The following is a 14327-nucleotide window of genomic DNA, read 5'->3' on the forward strand; positions in this document are numbered from 1 at the left end:
AAACTATCGGAAACAAAGGTATTGTGAAAAGTTTTTTGAGACACTTTGGTACTGTCTACTTGACAGAAGCAGGTGTAAAGTGTTTGAGACCTTTGCTTATCCGGATCGATCTGCTCGGTCTTCGTTCCTCCTTCTTTTCGTCCATAGGTAGCTAATTCTTTAGTTGCTATCCTCTTATCAATAATTCTATTTGCTTTAACTTTATAACAATCAGCAGTGACCAAACCTGAGACTAGTGCTTCTCCAAGTCCAAAACTGGCATCGATTGATAGTATCTTTCGGTTATGGGTAATCGGATCAGCAGTGAATAAAATTCCTGAAGCCTGTGGAAACACCATCCGTTGAACAATAACAGATAAATATACTTGTCTGTGGTCAAATCCGTTTTGCATACGATAAATCACTGCACGATCAGTAAATAGAGAAGCCCAGCATTTACTGATATGTTGTAAAATTTCATTTTTACCGATGATATTTAAATAGGTGTCTTGTTGGCCAGCAAAAGAGGCATATGGTAGATCTTCAGCAGTTGCACTAGAACGCACTGCATAAGCCTGTTCCTCACCAAACCTGGAGAGATAATGGTCAACTGCTTTCACAACATCGGAAGGAATTTCTACTTCCATAATAGTTTGTCGAATCCTCTGACAGATGACACTAATTTTGTCACGTTCCTCTGCTTTTACTAGATTTAGTTGATCCAACAATGCGTGGAAGTCTACGTTATGTTTGAGGACTTTTTGATAAACCTCTGACGTAACACAAAATCCTTCCGGTACCTGAATTCCCTGGATTTTGGATAACTTCCCTAAATTTAACGCCTTTCCTCCAACAAGCAAAAGCTGTGAATTTTCTATTTCCTTTAAACCGAGAACCAAAGAACTCATCCAATCTCCCCTATCCATTAATGTATTGTTGATTCTAACAGTAGGGAATGAAAATAAATAGTCTATATTTGCTATTTTTTATATGCTATAATTTAATTAGGGAAAGATTAACTTAACACAACATAAGCTGATTCACCGGTTCATTTTAATCTTTAATTACCACCGAATTCCATTCACAAACGATAGATAATTGTCCATCACTTAACTGTCCCATAATTGTTCCATTCATTTTTTCCATAAAGCTCTTCACAATCGACAAGCCTAGTCCAGTACTTTTGCCAGAACGTGATTGATCTGCCCTATAAAACCGGTCGAACATGAAGTCCACATCCTGTTCAGTCAAGGAATGTGCATCATTTTTTACAACTAGTGCAACCATAAAATCTCGTTCCTCAAGACTTATAATAATATTTCCATCTGAGTGAGAAATGGCGTTGGAAATTAGATTTTCAATGACTCTCGTAACTGCTGACTCATCAGCCATTATAAATACATCGCTTTCAGGTATGTGAATGGTGGGTTCCATATTCCTCTCATAAAAACGGTCATAAAAACTCATCAAGACATCTATTGTTATGCTCCTCAGATTGATTCGTTCAGACTTTAGTTGATGATCTGTAGACTCGATAATACTCAACTCAAAAAAGTCCTTTAACAACATCTCCAGCCTTTTTGCTCGTTTGTTTGCAATAGATAATAATTCTTTTCTCTCAGCAGCTGTAACATCATCTTCCTCAGCCATCTGAATATATCCTAAAATAGAAGTTAATGGAGTTCTCAAGTCATGGGATATATTAGCAATTGCTTGTTTCTGTTCCCTTTCAAATCTGACTCTCTTTCTATTCTCAGACATGTATAAATCAATAAGTTTATTAATTTCCAACCCTAGACTTTCCACATCTTTATCCAAAAGAGCCATATGTATTTTTTTGTTAGTTTTTCGATCATTATAGATTTTTAACTGCTTACTTATGTTTTTCACTTCTTTTTTTAAAGCAAATAAGCGAGTGAGTAAAAAAACTGTTATTAAGAATATGAATATGACTACATAAAACATGGTTCCCACCCGCTTACCTATATATTATTTAATTTCTTTTCTATTAAAATAGAATACTCCACATAAAGTAACAATTATTATCGTTACTACCCCAATAAGCATGGACTTTATGATTTCACCTTTTGTCATGGTGTATTTAAATACTTCGCTAAATTGCTGAAAGATAGAATTCTCATATACCATCTCAATCAACGGCGGCTTAGAAAGTTTTTCAACTGCATACATCACGATTGTGAATAAAATAGAGATAATAATTGTTTTTCCACTATCATCCGTAATAATGGATAATAACATAATAATAGCAGTATAACCTAGAAATTGAAGTGTAAATAACCCATAAGCTCTCCCTAAATACATCAAATTAGAACTATCTATTATATCTCCGTGTCCAGTTAAGATGACCAAAATGATAGCTGTTACTAATGGAATCAGTATTGTAACAACGATGGCGCCCAGTGAAAAGATAAAAGACTTTGCCATAAAAATAGTTGATCTTTTATTACCGCTTATTACCTGATTTTTAATTACACCGCTTTGTGAGAATTCGATTGAGATAAAAAATCCAGCGAGTGTGCTGACAATTAAGTTGAAAAATAGAGGGACTGTAAAGATTGATAAAGCATTTAATTCGCTTAATCCAGCAGTATCAAATGAAGTTTCATTAATTTGCCACCAGTCAATTATAATGAGGTAATGTAACAAAGTACTTAATACTATTATGGTTAGTAATAAAACCCAAAATGTCTTATTCCGTTGTAATTTGAACATTTCGGCTCTAATAAGATTAGTCATTCCTTATGGCCCCCTACTAATTTTGAAAAATAACTTTCAAGACTATCACCATTTTGCGAGAGATGTTCGATAACAAGACCATGATTTGTTAGTGCACGTGAAACGTTACGTACATCATCGAGATACTTGTAAAGTTTTAATGTACCATCTTGCATCACTTCAAAATCAGTCGTTGATAGATTCTGTTCCAGTACGGTTGCACCCATTATCGGATCATCAACCTTTATTCTTAAATGTTGTCTGCATTTTTCATCCAGTTCTTTAGCAGTAAGCTCTTCAAGTAGTTTACCTTTATGAATGATTCCGAAACTGGTTGCGAGAAGATGGAGTTCACTTAATATATGGCTTGATATTAAAACGGTTAATCCCTTTTCACGGTTTAACTTTTTTATTAATTCCCTCAACTCAACAATTCCCATTGGGTCCAATCCATTTGTTGGCTCATCAAGAATTAAGAATTCAGGATCGCTTAATAAGGCAATCGCAAGACCAAGCCTTTGCTTCATTCCAAGTGAAAAATTTTTTGCCTTTTTCTTTCCAGTATTAGAAAGTCCGACAAGCTCCAATGTTTCTTGGATACAAACACTTCCAGGAATGCCTTTTTGTAATCGATGGACTTCTAAATTTTCATAGGCACTCATATTCGGAAAAAGAGCAGGATTCTCGATAATGGCGCCCATTCTTTTTTGTGCATTAATTAGCTCATTTCGATTATCATTTCCAAATAACTCTATTGAACCGCTTGTTGGGAAGGCAAGCCCCGTTATTAAACGTAGCATCGTTGATTTACCTGCACCATTTTTACCAATGAATCCGTAAATTTCACCTTTTTTAATGGAGATATTAACCTTTTCAAGGGCAAAATCATTTGTATACTTTTTTGTTAGCTTATTCGTTCTTAGAATATATTCATCCATTAATTTATCCCTCCATAATTGTTCACCAGTCCAGTATGGTCTCTAAAACTTAAGAAAGGATTAAGACAAATCTTAAGAAAAACTTAAGTTTTCATACGATATCCCATCCCCCATATCGTTTCTATATATTCTTTATTCGGATTTGCCTTTAAGAGCTTATTTCGCAAATTACTCATGTGAACGTTAACCGTGTTGTCATCCCCATGAAAAGGCTCGTCCCATACACTTTCGAATAAATTAGATTTAGAAAAGACTTTTTTAGGTGTAGTCATTAGAAGCTTTAATATCTTGTATTCTCGAACGGTTAACGTGATTTCTCCCCCTTCTACATAAACGGCCTTTGTTTCCAAATCAAGATGAATACCATTGTGAGTTAATACTTGTTTAGGAGTTTCATTCGTACGTCTATATCTACGAAGGAGCGAATCAATGCGAGCAGATACCTCATCAACATCAAAAGGTTTAGAAATAAAGTCATCCGCACCTGATCTTAAACTATTAATTTTTGTTTCCTTTTCACTTTTTGCTGAAATAATAATAACTGGAATCGAACCTTTTTCTGTTATTTTTTCAAGAATTTGTTCACCGGCCATACCTGGAAGCATTAAATCAAGTAAAATTAAGTCCCAATTCTGTTTATCTAAATAAATCAGAGCCTCTGTACCAGAATAAGCAGGTTGTGGATGATACTGGCTCTTTTTTACAATTCGGCATAATAATTGGTTAATATCATTGTCATCTTCAACAACTAAAATATTGATCGTCTGATTCACTTTAACTTCTTCCTTTTCGTTTAATTTATTAGAAGATGGATCACAATTCGGCTGGTATATACTGAACAGGAATAGGCAATTTATTCCCTTCCTCTTTACTAGCATAAGCCCTTAAATTTCCTTTATACACCAGTTGCAATTCAGTTACTTCTTGAAATTCATCTGGCGCTATTAGTGATAGTGGCTTTTCAAAATCAATGATGTTACATTCTTTTAGCACTGAAGCAACAAACTGAGAACAGAATAATGCTTTTTCTCTTTCTATTGGGTTTTTACATATAAACCCGAATAAACCTAAAAAGTTATAGCGATAGTATTCCTTATGTCCTTCGATCTCCTGTATATAACGCTTCATGTTTTGCATTTGAATTTCTGTAACTGTAAGGGAATAAACCGCACAATCTGCTTCTTTAAATATACCTTGTCTCACATCTTCTTTTACAAACCCCCCATTGAATGGGTTGCAAACCTTTTTTCTTCCAAAACTATATACTTCTGATAATTCAGAGTCAAAAGATATTGATGCATGGTTATAAGGTTTCTTTGTATATAGCTTTATCAACTTTGTAAAAAATGTACCAGTATCCGTTAAAAGAATATACACCTTTCTCTCTGTCATAATCATTCCCCTTGTCTGTTACCATAGAAATAATTGATATGTTCAATTTACATACCAAAACATAAGAAGACCTTAATAGATTCCTTAAGAAAACCTTAAGTTTTTTAGAATAGTCATGTAGGGGATATTAGAGAACGTAGGGAATACCTTGATGTATATACAGTGGGATTATAAAGGAATAGAATAAAGGATGATTTGATAAAATGTTAAAAACCTTATTGGGGAAGGATTGGAAGGAATGGAAGGAATGCATAACGCTACAAGGATAAACATCTAATATTTTAACATATGCCCTTACATTTATTGAGGTAACAAAGAAAAGTATTTCGCCTCATAGAATGAGTATTGTCTACACACTTGGACACGAAAGAGCGAAACAATACGAATATACACTCAATTAAGTGAAAAATTAGACTATGATTCTACAACAAATCTTTTTGATGGGAAAGAGAGTAACGATAATGTCTCGTTACTTTCTTTTAATAACCCCCCCTTTAACACGGTAAGCGACTTCCTTACGCACAGCATCCTCCTTGTCCGGCAACCGCATCTGTTAAATTACAATTTTCTACTAAGCACAACAATAAATAGCTTTATCAAAAGCATCTTCCGGTATATATATGATTCCATCTCTTATCTCATATGGTATATCATTATTTTCTAACAGTTCAGCAACATTGCCATTTGTCTTTTCTCCCCACTCTATGTATTCTTCAGTATATTCTTTTTGGCACGCAGCTAAAGTCGCGAAAAGAATAATATAGCAAAGTATTAATACTAGAACCTTCTTCAAATTATCTCCCCCCTGAATATTTTTATATACAAATTAAATTCGAAACAACTAAACGTTCCTTTTTTTAAAGAAATTAGAAATAAGGAGTAGAATAATCCCTATTATGGTTGATGGTAATGCAAAAGGATAGAAGGTTTCTGGAATATCTTCTGCCAACACACCACTCTCACTAAAAAAGAATAATCCTGATATAAAAAATAGAAAACCTAACCAATAAATTACCTTTCCAAATGTGGTATATTTCTTCGTCATGTTTAATCCCATCCCATTTCATTTCAATTAAATAAAATCAACATTTTATAATTGAACTAGTCATTTTTCAGAAACCGGCATATATTTTGTAAAATAAGCACCTAAAATTAGCAAAATCATAGAAATAGACCAATTCAATATTCCCATAAAGTTAAACCAATAGGCTAAAAGGTTTGTAATACCAATAATATAAAAACAAATTGGAGTTAAAGCACTTTTTATCCCTGTTATACCAGCCCTTTTTCTTTTTCGGACCACAAGAATTATGGAAAAAATCAGTACTAGTATTAGTATTATAGATAAAATAATCGGTATCATTTTATTTCCCCTTTTCCTATTTTCTATAGACATCAAATAGATCGGCAATAAGTTGAAAGTCACTTAGCCCAATCAGGCACTGTCTCCCCTTCCTTCCACCACCTCACCCGAAATTGTCCTTGTTCCCCATTAATAGCTTGAACAACAATATATTTTGTTGCTGTTTTTTTAAAATCCACGCTTGATACATCGTCATTTTCTTCATTCATTCCTGCATAATCGCCATTTTCATCATAAAGAGACATGCCATAGCTATTTCCATTTTTAAAATGATGTTCTACGTCAAAGTAAATTCGTTCACCTTGTTCTCCATGAATAGGTATCAAGTGCTCCCCATTAAAATATTCGTATTCCACCTCTACAAATGTATCTCCTGTCACTTCATTCCACCCGACTTTACTTGTATGATCCATAGGAATCATCACCAAACAAACAAGCGGTATAACAATTACAATCCAGCTATACCACTTTAAAGGCTTTAACTTTTCTTTACCAAATAAAAAGAGAAGAGAGAAAAAGCCACCAATTGTTCCAGCGATTAACGCGTATTCTATTGGCATCAAAACCAAGAAAAGGGGATATCCAATCAAAAAATAAAGCAAAATTTGTTTACCTGTAAAATTGGGTATGAATTTCCCAATAACATCTATGAAAATGGAACTAATTATTCCGTAGCCAAAAAATAAAGCCCAAATCGCCGGTATTGTAATCAGTTCATGGAATTCAAAAAAATTAAATCCACTACTGCTAATTATGACGATAAAAAAGATTGATATTGAAAAGCTCGCCCCTATAATCCTTTCTAATAAGCGATTCTTAATAAAATGTTTTCCCAAATATGTTCAACTCCAATAAAAGAATCTCACCGAACACATTCCTTTAGACAAAATGCTTGAACCCACTACTTTGGAAGAGTAAGGTTAAAGTTTTTATATCAAACACCACGTTTATTTCCCCATAAATAGGTGTGAAGTTGCGGCAATACCCGAACATCGTTCAATTCTGAACTATTCATTACAAGATCAACCAATCGTTCGTATTTTTCAAGCAGATAGGCTAACAACTTCTCCTGTTCTCCCGTTTCTAAATCATCATTACCCACTTGCAAAAACAATTTTACATCAGGATACCTTTTGTGTATGTTGATGGCATATTGCAAATCTTTTTTCCCAAAGACGACTACCTTTAAACTGAAATCCCCCTGTTGTTTTTCCTTTAATGAACGGATGATAAAATCCAATGTTTCAAAATTTGTAGTCATTCCAGAGCTTGGCGGCTTAGGCGAAATCGTTAGATCATCTATCTTTGTAAACCATTCCTGCCATCTGCTACCTTGTGTTTCCAATGCAACCTTCACCTGATTTTCATGAAGTAAATCTACCAATGCATTCAATTGAGCCAATAATCCTGGATTTCCTCCAGAGATGGTAACATGTTGAAATCGTCCGCCTCCCTTTTCATATAATGCTTCCACTATTTCCTGCGGTTCCATCATTTGAATCGATTCCTTTTCTGAACCGTCCCAGGTGAATTTCGAATCACACCAGGAACAGGAATAATCACAGCCGGCCGTTCTGACAAACATTGTTTTTTGGCCAATGACCATTCCCTCCCCTTGAATAGTTGGGCCAAATATTTCAAGTACAGGTATTTTTCTCATAATGTTTTCTCCTTTGGTCGGTAAATACAATAGCTCGTAGGCGTTTCCCTTAAATATACCTGAACACAAGTTGGCTTATTCTGTAGGGTGTTTAGGTATTCCTGAATGATTTCATAGATAGTCCGGGCAACCACTTCTGTTGTCGGAAAGTATTCAGCGTCTTGGTCGGAGAATTTGGTGTCTTCATTCATCACATGATGATCAAATCTCTTGTGAATTAAGTCTTTTATTTTTTTAAAATTAACTAAAAAAACTGTGTGATCAAGTTCGTTTCCAGCAATGGTGATATTGGTAAAATAGGTGTGCCCATGCATATTTTGACATTTCCCAGCATCCTCATGTGGTACATAATGAGCTGCAGCAAATTGAAAATCTTTATTTAGTTCATATGCATAGGGATGTTCTGTAACCGGATAAATCTGTTGCATCATGAATCATCACTCCTTCGTTTATTTTGTATCTTTGGGAGCTTGTATCCATCCAATAAAGAAAAGCGTAAGCGCCCGTTTAGCGACGTACGGACTGGACTGAGCCGTAGGAGATAAAGGAAACACGACGAACGGAGTGAGTCGATGTTGACTTATCGTACGGAGGTGAGGGAAGTCTCGCTAGTCGCTGGGCGCTGGAGCTAGACAAAAAAGACAACACTAAAGAAGGTGCTGTCCTAGCTCCTTAGTTTTTTATAGAGGGATGGAATTTCGAACCTCTCCTGCCAATACGCAGATTCTATTATTCACTTACAATATTACTTTACCATATCTTTTGTTTTAGATTAAAGAATATATGTCAACATAAAAAATGAATATAAACGTTTCCAAAAGAAGAGAACATAATACGGGTAAAAAGCTGAAGACTACTTGTTCTTCCTTTATTAAACTTGCTTTCATAGAAAAAATGCTTCAGTTATTGAAGAAAACTGCCCTATATAATAACATCGTATTTGTTTATTTACTACTGCTAATTCTCAAATTAACAATTAGCCACACACCTTGAATAATCGTTGGTATTATAAACGCAATCAATAAGACTATAAATGCCAATAATTTAAGCTCAGGTGTTTGAGTAACCCCAGCACCATCGACCTCTCTTAACCAAATAATAGCTAATCCAATTACAAAAATGATAATCCAAAATATGTTACCAATCCACCAGAAATACCATCGTTTTTTCACCTTATTTCTCTCTCCATTCTCCAACCGAAATAAATTTCATTTAACTATACTGCCAATTACTAAAAAATCATCGCCACTTTTTTGAAATAACGTACCCGGAAACAGAACTAAAACAGCAAGCTTTGAAAAAGTGTAATGGTTATAACTAATGCAGATAAAGATCCAGCAGACAGTAATGTTATCATTTTTCGCCAGTTTATCTTTTTTGAAGGTTTTACAGCCTCTCGAGAAACCGTAATCCATATAGCCATAGATGCTATAACTAAGATGAAAATAACTTCTTTAGACACATTTGACACCTCCATCATTTACAATAATCACATAACCTTATGTACGGATTAGAAAAATAAAAGTTTCATTAAGGAATGACCTTTTTAATTGAACAATTTGACACTTATTTTTTAGGCATAGTGTATATCACAGATACACCACTGTTTTCTTCAATCTTCGTAAAAATTTCATGAAAAGTTTCTATTGCTCTTTCAATTAATTCGTACCTTTCCAAAATTTCACTACAGTAACCACCCATCAGAATCACTATTACTTGCACCACAATCTAACTCTTTCTCCACCCTCTTCTTTCCACTCTAGATACCAGACTTTAAAGCAGGTGTTTCAAACTTTTTTAACATAGGGAAAAGAATTTCATCAGTTCAATAACTAATGAATAGAGTCATATGCCAAAAATATGCTGTTGAAAAAGCTACTCATTTATTGAATTTACCCAATATAGTATATGGATTCTACTCACTTGAATATATCATTTTTCTTCTTCAAACTAGCGTTCAACGATGCTTCCACCTTTTTGTAATATAGATAATACCCCATCCAAAAAACAGCATAAACAAATATAAAAACCAGAAAACTTATTAAAATTGCTGCTAAGCTAAATGGAATCCAGTCAGCAATAAACAAGGCGATTGTAAAGTAAACAGCTATCGACAAGCAGAAATGAATAGCGGTTTTTTTCAGGTAACTCCAGCCATTATCCTCAAACAAAAACGAGGCCAATCCAAAATAAATACCAAGAATAAAAGAACAGAGCATATAAATCCATATTTGTGAGATAGCAGCGTCCGTGCTGGTAAACATTACAACAGTAAGGGCAATAAATGTAAAAATACCACCTAGAGCTATCCCCATCATACTTCTTTTAACTGCTTCAACAATCATCTGACTGCCCTCCCATAACCAATCTATCTTTGATTGATTTCACATATTTTCGTGTAATAAACTCTTTATTTCCAGAATGAAAATAAACACAGAGATTTCCATTAAATGATAACTCAAAACGTTCAATATGATTAAGATTGCCGATGACTGATTTTGAAAAACGCATAAAGCCATAAGGAGCTAAAACATCTTCTATTTCATAGAGCTTCATCCTTACTTCAATATTCCGTTTACCAATGCATGCAAGAATTTTTCTTTTTTCAGCATATACAAATTCTACCTGATTGGGGTCAAGTAGTACCGTTTGATCTGACTCAATCCCAAGTATACGCTTTCGATTTTTCCGTTTAATAATTGCAACTATTTCTTCCAGTTCATCGGACCATTCATTTGTCTGAATGGTTATGGATGGTTCTGCATGCTTATCGTCAATTTCGATGTTCACCTTCATCATCATGCCCCCAAACTATCCTTTTTCTTTAGAAACGTGGTAACATACAATAACTTCTATTAACCGCCAGACCAAATCTTAAAATCCTTGAAAACTTATAAATAATAAGAAACAAGGTCAAATCCCACATAAGTTACAATACTAATCGCTACATACAAATAACAATACTCATTGTCATCCATAAGGTAACTTAAATACGATTTCTTGTAAATGAGCAGGCAATATCTTTAGATTTCCTTTTGTTTTTTCGATAGACTTGTATAAAACAAAATTTGCTATAAGGGCTTTCAAAAAGTAATCACGATCGGCATGGTTAATTATCTTCATTTTCTTTTATATTGTTATCCCATTTCCTCGTAACTGCTGAAAGTATAAGCCAAGGTTCAATGAATAAGTTTATCAATATATGAGCTACAATTGGTGCAAGTATATTACGATCAGCTATAATGTACAGAATAGCTAGTAAACCACCAAGAATTGTAGTGGAGAGTATCACTGGAAGTGCTATTCTCAACTCTCCTCCAAGAAATACCCATGCCCCATGTGCTAATCCAAAGATAAAAGCCGAAACTAATACTTGTATAAGTATTGAATAATCTAAACCCATTAGCCAATCCATCAATACTTGCCTAAACAAAATCTCTTCTACAATGCTAGAAACGAATACAGCCCAAACACCAATCACTTTAAGCCATGAAAATGTAAATAAATGATCACGTACAAATGGGATTACTTTAACCGTGTACATAATATATCCAAATGCAATTATAATTGTTAATATCCAAACAATAGGGTTATTAAATGCTTCTGCATTAACACCTAATCTATGCTCGATAAATTTTTGTGGATCTCCAAAATACCAAAAGATAATACTTCCAGTTAAAGCAATAGATAAACTGCCCAACACTAAACCTGTGATAATTTCATCTTTACGATTATACATATCAACACCTCCTGTATTGCTAATTAACTATATTCCAGAGTTTTAACATATTCTTTATAAGCGTATGTACCCATGCCACTAACAATTTCATTAGATACCTAAATTAAAACAATTCACATTCAATCCGTTTCTATCATGCTATTAATGGAAGTTTAATAAAATATCCTACTCTAAAAATGTATTCTAAACCCAGGCAATAATTGTTGTTCTACAACTATTAAATATATTTGGCCCTCTCGCTTTCTTACTTGATTATGGCAAATAATACCTTTCTTGTAGTTACAAAATGTATAACACGTCAGGTTTGATGAATGACATCACAATAATAATGCACGTACTTAGAAGTGAGAAGATAAGAAAACAAAATTCGATTGAATCCGTGTTGGATAAAAGATTGAAGGATTATTTGGAAAAGTAAAAGACTGAACCACTATTGATTCAGCCTTAATTGGTGTAGTTTCGAATTAAGTTAAATACAGTCACCATTTCTCCCCAGCTTCTTTCTAGTTTGGATACCAACTATAAAGCAGGGGGAGGGGAAGAGGATTTTGACAGGTGTATAATTATTTACTCATTACTTAATAACTTCATATTAGATTTTATCTCCTCAATCATTTTTGCTGGATTATCTGCCCTGAATATAACAGTTTTAACATATTTTTTTCTCCCATATGAGCTTTCCATTAGAGCAGGTTCTTTTAAAAAGATTTCATACTGTGGAGAATCCATATTCAACATGGCATGTATGTTTCTTTAGGTGCCTTTCCCCCAATTCCACCTTTATCTTTAGCTTTTTTAATACAGTCTATATTCCTGATATCCAATTTAATACTGCTTTGATATCCAAAGCGAATGATAAGTTGGTCAAAAGAAACAACATGAGGTAAAAATCTCACAGAATTATATAGCCCTATCATATAAAGCAAGGCGTAAATATTTAGGATCGTAAAAACCCATGCGGCAACATCACTCCATAACAGGATAAGAAAGTGGAATAATATTCCTTCCAATATTATTAGGATCGAAAATACGACTATAATAATGTTTACCTGTGAAGTCTTATGATAGGAATAAACCCTTTCATTATTGTTCACAGTTGACTCTTTAAACCATCCTATAATTGAGTAATAGAAGACGCTTAGTTCTGATAAAATTGCACCTAAAACAAACCCATCTCCCAATTTGGGCTCAAGTGACATTCTCGTTATTTCAAGTAAGTCTTTTCCTTTAGTTTTACTACTTGCCCTATAGCGAATAATGCTTTTAATGATACTATAGAAAACTGCAATTACGATAGTTATTTCCAGGATGGGTAGAATCCAAATCAATATTTGATTAAAAAATCCCTTGTGCGAATGAGGGATTATCAAATAAGAGATTCCTAAACAAATAATAAATGAAAGATATACCAATAATTTTGGCATTGACCTCGGTCGTATCAGTAACCAATGGATGCTTATTGGAGGTAAAATTAGTAATGTCAACGTTACTAAAATGACGATAACATTACTAATATTATTTAATCTTAAAATAAAGTAACTCCCTCCCATAAAACTTACCAATATCACGAGCAAAATGGATAAATAGTATTTTTTTATTAAAAACACCCCCTAAATAGTTACCGTGGTACCTTGTACTTCTATTGCATATTTCCCATTTCGGACTGCACCATATAATAATCAATAGCCTGAGTCATTTCTGCTCATCTTCAGTAAAGGGGGAAGGAGTCATTTCTTCGAGTTCTTGTAGACCCTGTTTTTCCACGTTTACATTGGCTAACTTTTGCATTACATCCTCACCAAGAAATGAAAGAGTTTCTTCTATATACGATTCAACCATTTCTTGTACTTCTGGGTCTTTAATTGGTTTACCATACAATTGTTTTACTTTTTTAGACATTTCTACAAAGGTTTTATCTAAATTCATGCTCTCTTCAACTGATTTCTTTGACAACTCTTCCACAACATCCGTTAATTTATGGCGCTCCAACCAATCCTTTTGTAAATCTTCAGTTGGTAAACCCAAAATAAGGCTAAATAATAAAGTGCTATCCACTTCTCCTTCTTCTTTTAGTAAATGGATAACCCTTTTTATCGTATTCATTGATTTTTCTATCAGTTTTTTTTTGCTCTTCTAAGGCTTTTAAGTGGAGAGATAATGTTTCATTCAAATCAGTGATTTTATCCAAGCTGTATCCTAGAAATTTTAAACTGAGAATCTTTTGCAGGGTTAAAACGTCTTTATCGTTATACATACGATGCCCTGATGTAGGGTGCTTCTCTGGTACTAAGAGACCTATCTCATCATAGTAACGTAAATTTCGGATCGATATTCCTGTCTTTCTTGAAAATTCCCCAATGGAAAACATATTATGTCTTTCCATCAAAATTCCTCCCATCCGAAGGTATAAATTCATTATAAAACATCCAGTAACTGGAGGTTCAAGTGGTATTTTAAATTAACAGGGGGATAAAAAATAAAACAAGGAGAAAAAAGTATAAAAGAAGTTTCCCCTGCTCC

The 14327-nt window shown here is 33.9% G+C and carries 18 protein-coding genes, 1 pseudogene and 1 riboswitch; all 19 genes and pseudogenes read right to left on the minus strand.

Annotated features, from left to right (window positions below; genetic code table 11):
• A partial coding sequence (locus ACFQ18_RS12625; protein WP_379566482.1) for a PEP/pyruvate-binding domain-containing protein occupies positions 1–887 on the minus strand: 887 nt, incomplete at its 3' end.
• Between the two features lie 145 nt (positions 888–1032).
• A complete protein-coding gene (locus ACFQ18_RS12630; protein ID WP_047184032.1) occupies positions 1033–1944 on the minus strand; it encodes a sensor histidine kinase in 912 nt (303 codons plus the stop codon).
• A 24-nt stretch (positions 1945–1968) separates the two neighbouring features.
• On the minus strand, positions 1969–2736 hold the full coding sequence (locus tag ACFQ18_RS12635; RefSeq protein ID WP_047184033.1) for an ABC transporter permease: 768 nt from the start codon (positions 2734–2736) through the stop codon (positions 1969–1971).
• Positions 2733–3653 carry an ATP-binding cassette domain-containing protein gene (locus ACFQ18_RS12640; protein WP_204798457.1) on the minus strand — a complete coding sequence of 307 codons (921 nt, stop codon included), beginning with the start codon at positions 3651–3653 and terminating at the stop codon, positions 2733–2735. The genes ACFQ18_RS12635 and ACFQ18_RS12640 overlap by 4 nt, the downstream gene beginning before the upstream one ends.
• Before the next feature lie 83 nt (positions 3654–3736).
• A complete protein-coding gene (locus ACFQ18_RS12645; RefSeq protein WP_047184035.1) occupies positions 3737–4426 on the minus strand; it encodes a response regulator transcription factor in 690 nt (229 codons plus the stop codon).
• A gap of 40 nt (positions 4427–4466) precedes the next feature.
• Positions 4467–5045: a hypothetical protein gene (locus tag ACFQ18_RS12650; protein ID WP_204798458.1), complete on the minus strand. Its 579-nt coding sequence runs from the start codon at positions 5043–5045 to the stop codon at positions 4467–4469.
• 571 nt (positions 5046–5616) lie between these two features.
• Positions 5617–5838, minus strand: a complete 222-nt coding sequence (locus tag ACFQ18_RS12655; protein ID WP_047184037.1) for a hypothetical protein — start codon at positions 5836–5838, stop codon at positions 5617–5619.
• A gap of 48 nt (positions 5839–5886) precedes the next feature.
• Positions 5887–6090 (minus strand): hypothetical protein, encoded by a 204-nt coding sequence (locus ACFQ18_RS12660; RefSeq protein WP_204798459.1) that lies wholly within the window; start codon positions 6088–6090, stop codon positions 5887–5889.
• Between the two features lie 60 nt (positions 6091–6150).
• Positions 6151–6408: a hypothetical protein gene (locus ACFQ18_RS12665; RefSeq protein ID WP_047184038.1), complete on the minus strand. Its 258-nt coding sequence runs from the start codon at positions 6406–6408 to the stop codon at positions 6151–6153.
• Positions 6409–6467: 59 nt separating this feature from the next.
• A complete protein-coding gene (locus ACFQ18_RS12670) occupies positions 6468–7244 on the minus strand; it encodes a hypothetical protein (protein WP_060668749.1) in 777 nt (258 codons plus the stop codon).
• A 98-nt stretch (positions 7245–7342) separates the two neighbouring features.
• Positions 7343–8071: a 7-carboxy-7-deazaguanine synthase QueE gene (gene queE, locus ACFQ18_RS12675; RefSeq protein ID WP_257455672.1), complete on the minus strand. Its 729-nt coding sequence runs from the start codon at positions 8069–8071 to the stop codon at positions 7343–7345.
• Complete coding sequence (locus ACFQ18_RS12680) at positions 8065–8499, minus strand: 6-pyruvoyl trahydropterin synthase family protein (RefSeq protein WP_204798460.1); 435 nt, start codon at positions 8497–8499, stop codon at positions 8065–8067. Before ACFQ18_RS12680 ends, queE begins: the two co-directional genes overlap by 7 nt.
• A gap of 235 nt (positions 8500–8734) precedes the next feature.
• Positions 8735–8781: riboswitch (PreQ1 riboswitch) on the minus strand.
• Positions 8782–9012: 231 nt separating this feature from the next.
• Complete coding sequence (locus tag ACFQ18_RS12685) at positions 9013–9240, minus strand: DUF3923 family protein (protein ID WP_047184043.1); 228 nt, start codon at positions 9238–9240, stop codon at positions 9013–9015.
• Between the two features lie 107 nt (positions 9241–9347).
• Positions 9348–9530, minus strand: a complete 183-nt coding sequence (locus ACFQ18_RS12690) for a hypothetical protein (RefSeq protein WP_047184044.1) — start codon at positions 9528–9530, stop codon at positions 9348–9350.
• Positions 9531–9987: 457 nt separating this feature from the next.
• Positions 9988–10413, minus strand: a complete 426-nt coding sequence (locus ACFQ18_RS12695) for a DUF3021 domain-containing protein (RefSeq protein WP_060668748.1) — start codon at positions 10411–10413, stop codon at positions 9988–9990.
• Positions 10403–10864, minus strand: a complete 462-nt coding sequence (locus ACFQ18_RS12700; RefSeq protein WP_047184046.1) for a LytTR family DNA-binding domain-containing protein — start codon at positions 10862–10864, stop codon at positions 10403–10405. Before ACFQ18_RS12700 ends, ACFQ18_RS12695 begins: the two co-directional genes overlap by 11 nt.
• Before the next feature lie 313 nt (positions 10865–11177).
• Positions 11178–11807: a CPBP family intramembrane glutamic endopeptidase gene (locus tag ACFQ18_RS12705; protein ID WP_060668747.1), complete on the minus strand. Its 630-nt coding sequence runs from the start codon at positions 11805–11807 to the stop codon at positions 11178–11180.
• A 731-nt stretch (positions 11808–12538) separates the two neighbouring features.
• Positions 12539–13135, minus strand: a complete 597-nt coding sequence (locus ACFQ18_RS12710; protein ID WP_379566489.1) for a hypothetical protein — start codon at positions 13133–13135, stop codon at positions 12539–12541.
• A 311-nt stretch (positions 13136–13446) separates the two neighbouring features.
• A pseudogene (locus ACFQ18_RS12715) lies at positions 13447–14190 on the minus strand (MerR family transcriptional regulator).
• Positions 14191–14327 lie beyond the last annotated feature (137 nt).

This window comes from Oceanobacillus caeni (assembly GCF_042678465.1).
Taxonomy (GTDB): Bacteria; Bacillota; Bacilli; order Bacillales; family Amphibacillaceae; genus Oceanobacillus; species Oceanobacillus caeni.

What these genes read in the sequence shown, in the direction of transcription:
- ACFQ18_RS12630 (WP_047184032.1), bottom strand. Translation starts at nt 1,944, where the DNA reads ATGTTTTATGTAGTCATATTCATATTCTTAATAACAGTTTTTTTACTC.
- ACFQ18_RS12635 (WP_047184033.1), bottom strand. Translation starts at nt 2,736, where the DNA reads ATGACTAATCTTATTAGAGCCGAAATGTTCAAATTACAACGGAATAAG.
- ACFQ18_RS12640 (WP_204798457.1), bottom strand. Translation starts at nt 3,653, where the DNA reads ATGGATGAATATATTCTAAGAACGAATAAGCTAACAAAAAAGTATACA.
- ACFQ18_RS12650 (WP_204798458.1), bottom strand. Translation starts at nt 5,045, where the DNA reads ATGACAGAGAGAAAGGTGTATATTCTTTTAACGGATACTGGTACATTT.
- ACFQ18_RS12660 (WP_204798459.1), bottom strand. Translation starts at nt 6,090, where the DNA reads ATGACGAAGAAATATACCACATTTGGAAAGGTAATTTATTGGTTAGGT.
- ACFQ18_RS12665 (WP_047184038.1), bottom strand. Translation starts at nt 6,408, where the DNA reads ATGATACCGATTATTTTATCTATAATACTAATACTAGTACTGATTTTT.
- ACFQ18_RS12680 (WP_204798460.1), bottom strand. Translation starts at nt 8,499, where the DNA reads ATGATGCAACAGATTTATCCGGTTACAGAACATCCCTATGCATATGAA.
- ACFQ18_RS12695 (WP_060668748.1), bottom strand. Translation starts at nt 10,413, where the DNA reads ATGATTGTTGAAGCAGTTAAAAGAAGTATGATGGGGATAGCTCTAGGT.
- ACFQ18_RS12700 (WP_047184046.1), bottom strand. Translation starts at nt 10,864, where the DNA reads ATGAAGGTGAACATCGAAATTGACGATAAGCATGCAGAACCATCCATA.
- ACFQ18_RS12705 (WP_060668747.1), bottom strand. Translation starts at nt 11,807, where the DNA reads ATGTATAATCGTAAAGATGAAATTATCACAGGTTTAGTGTTGGGCAGT.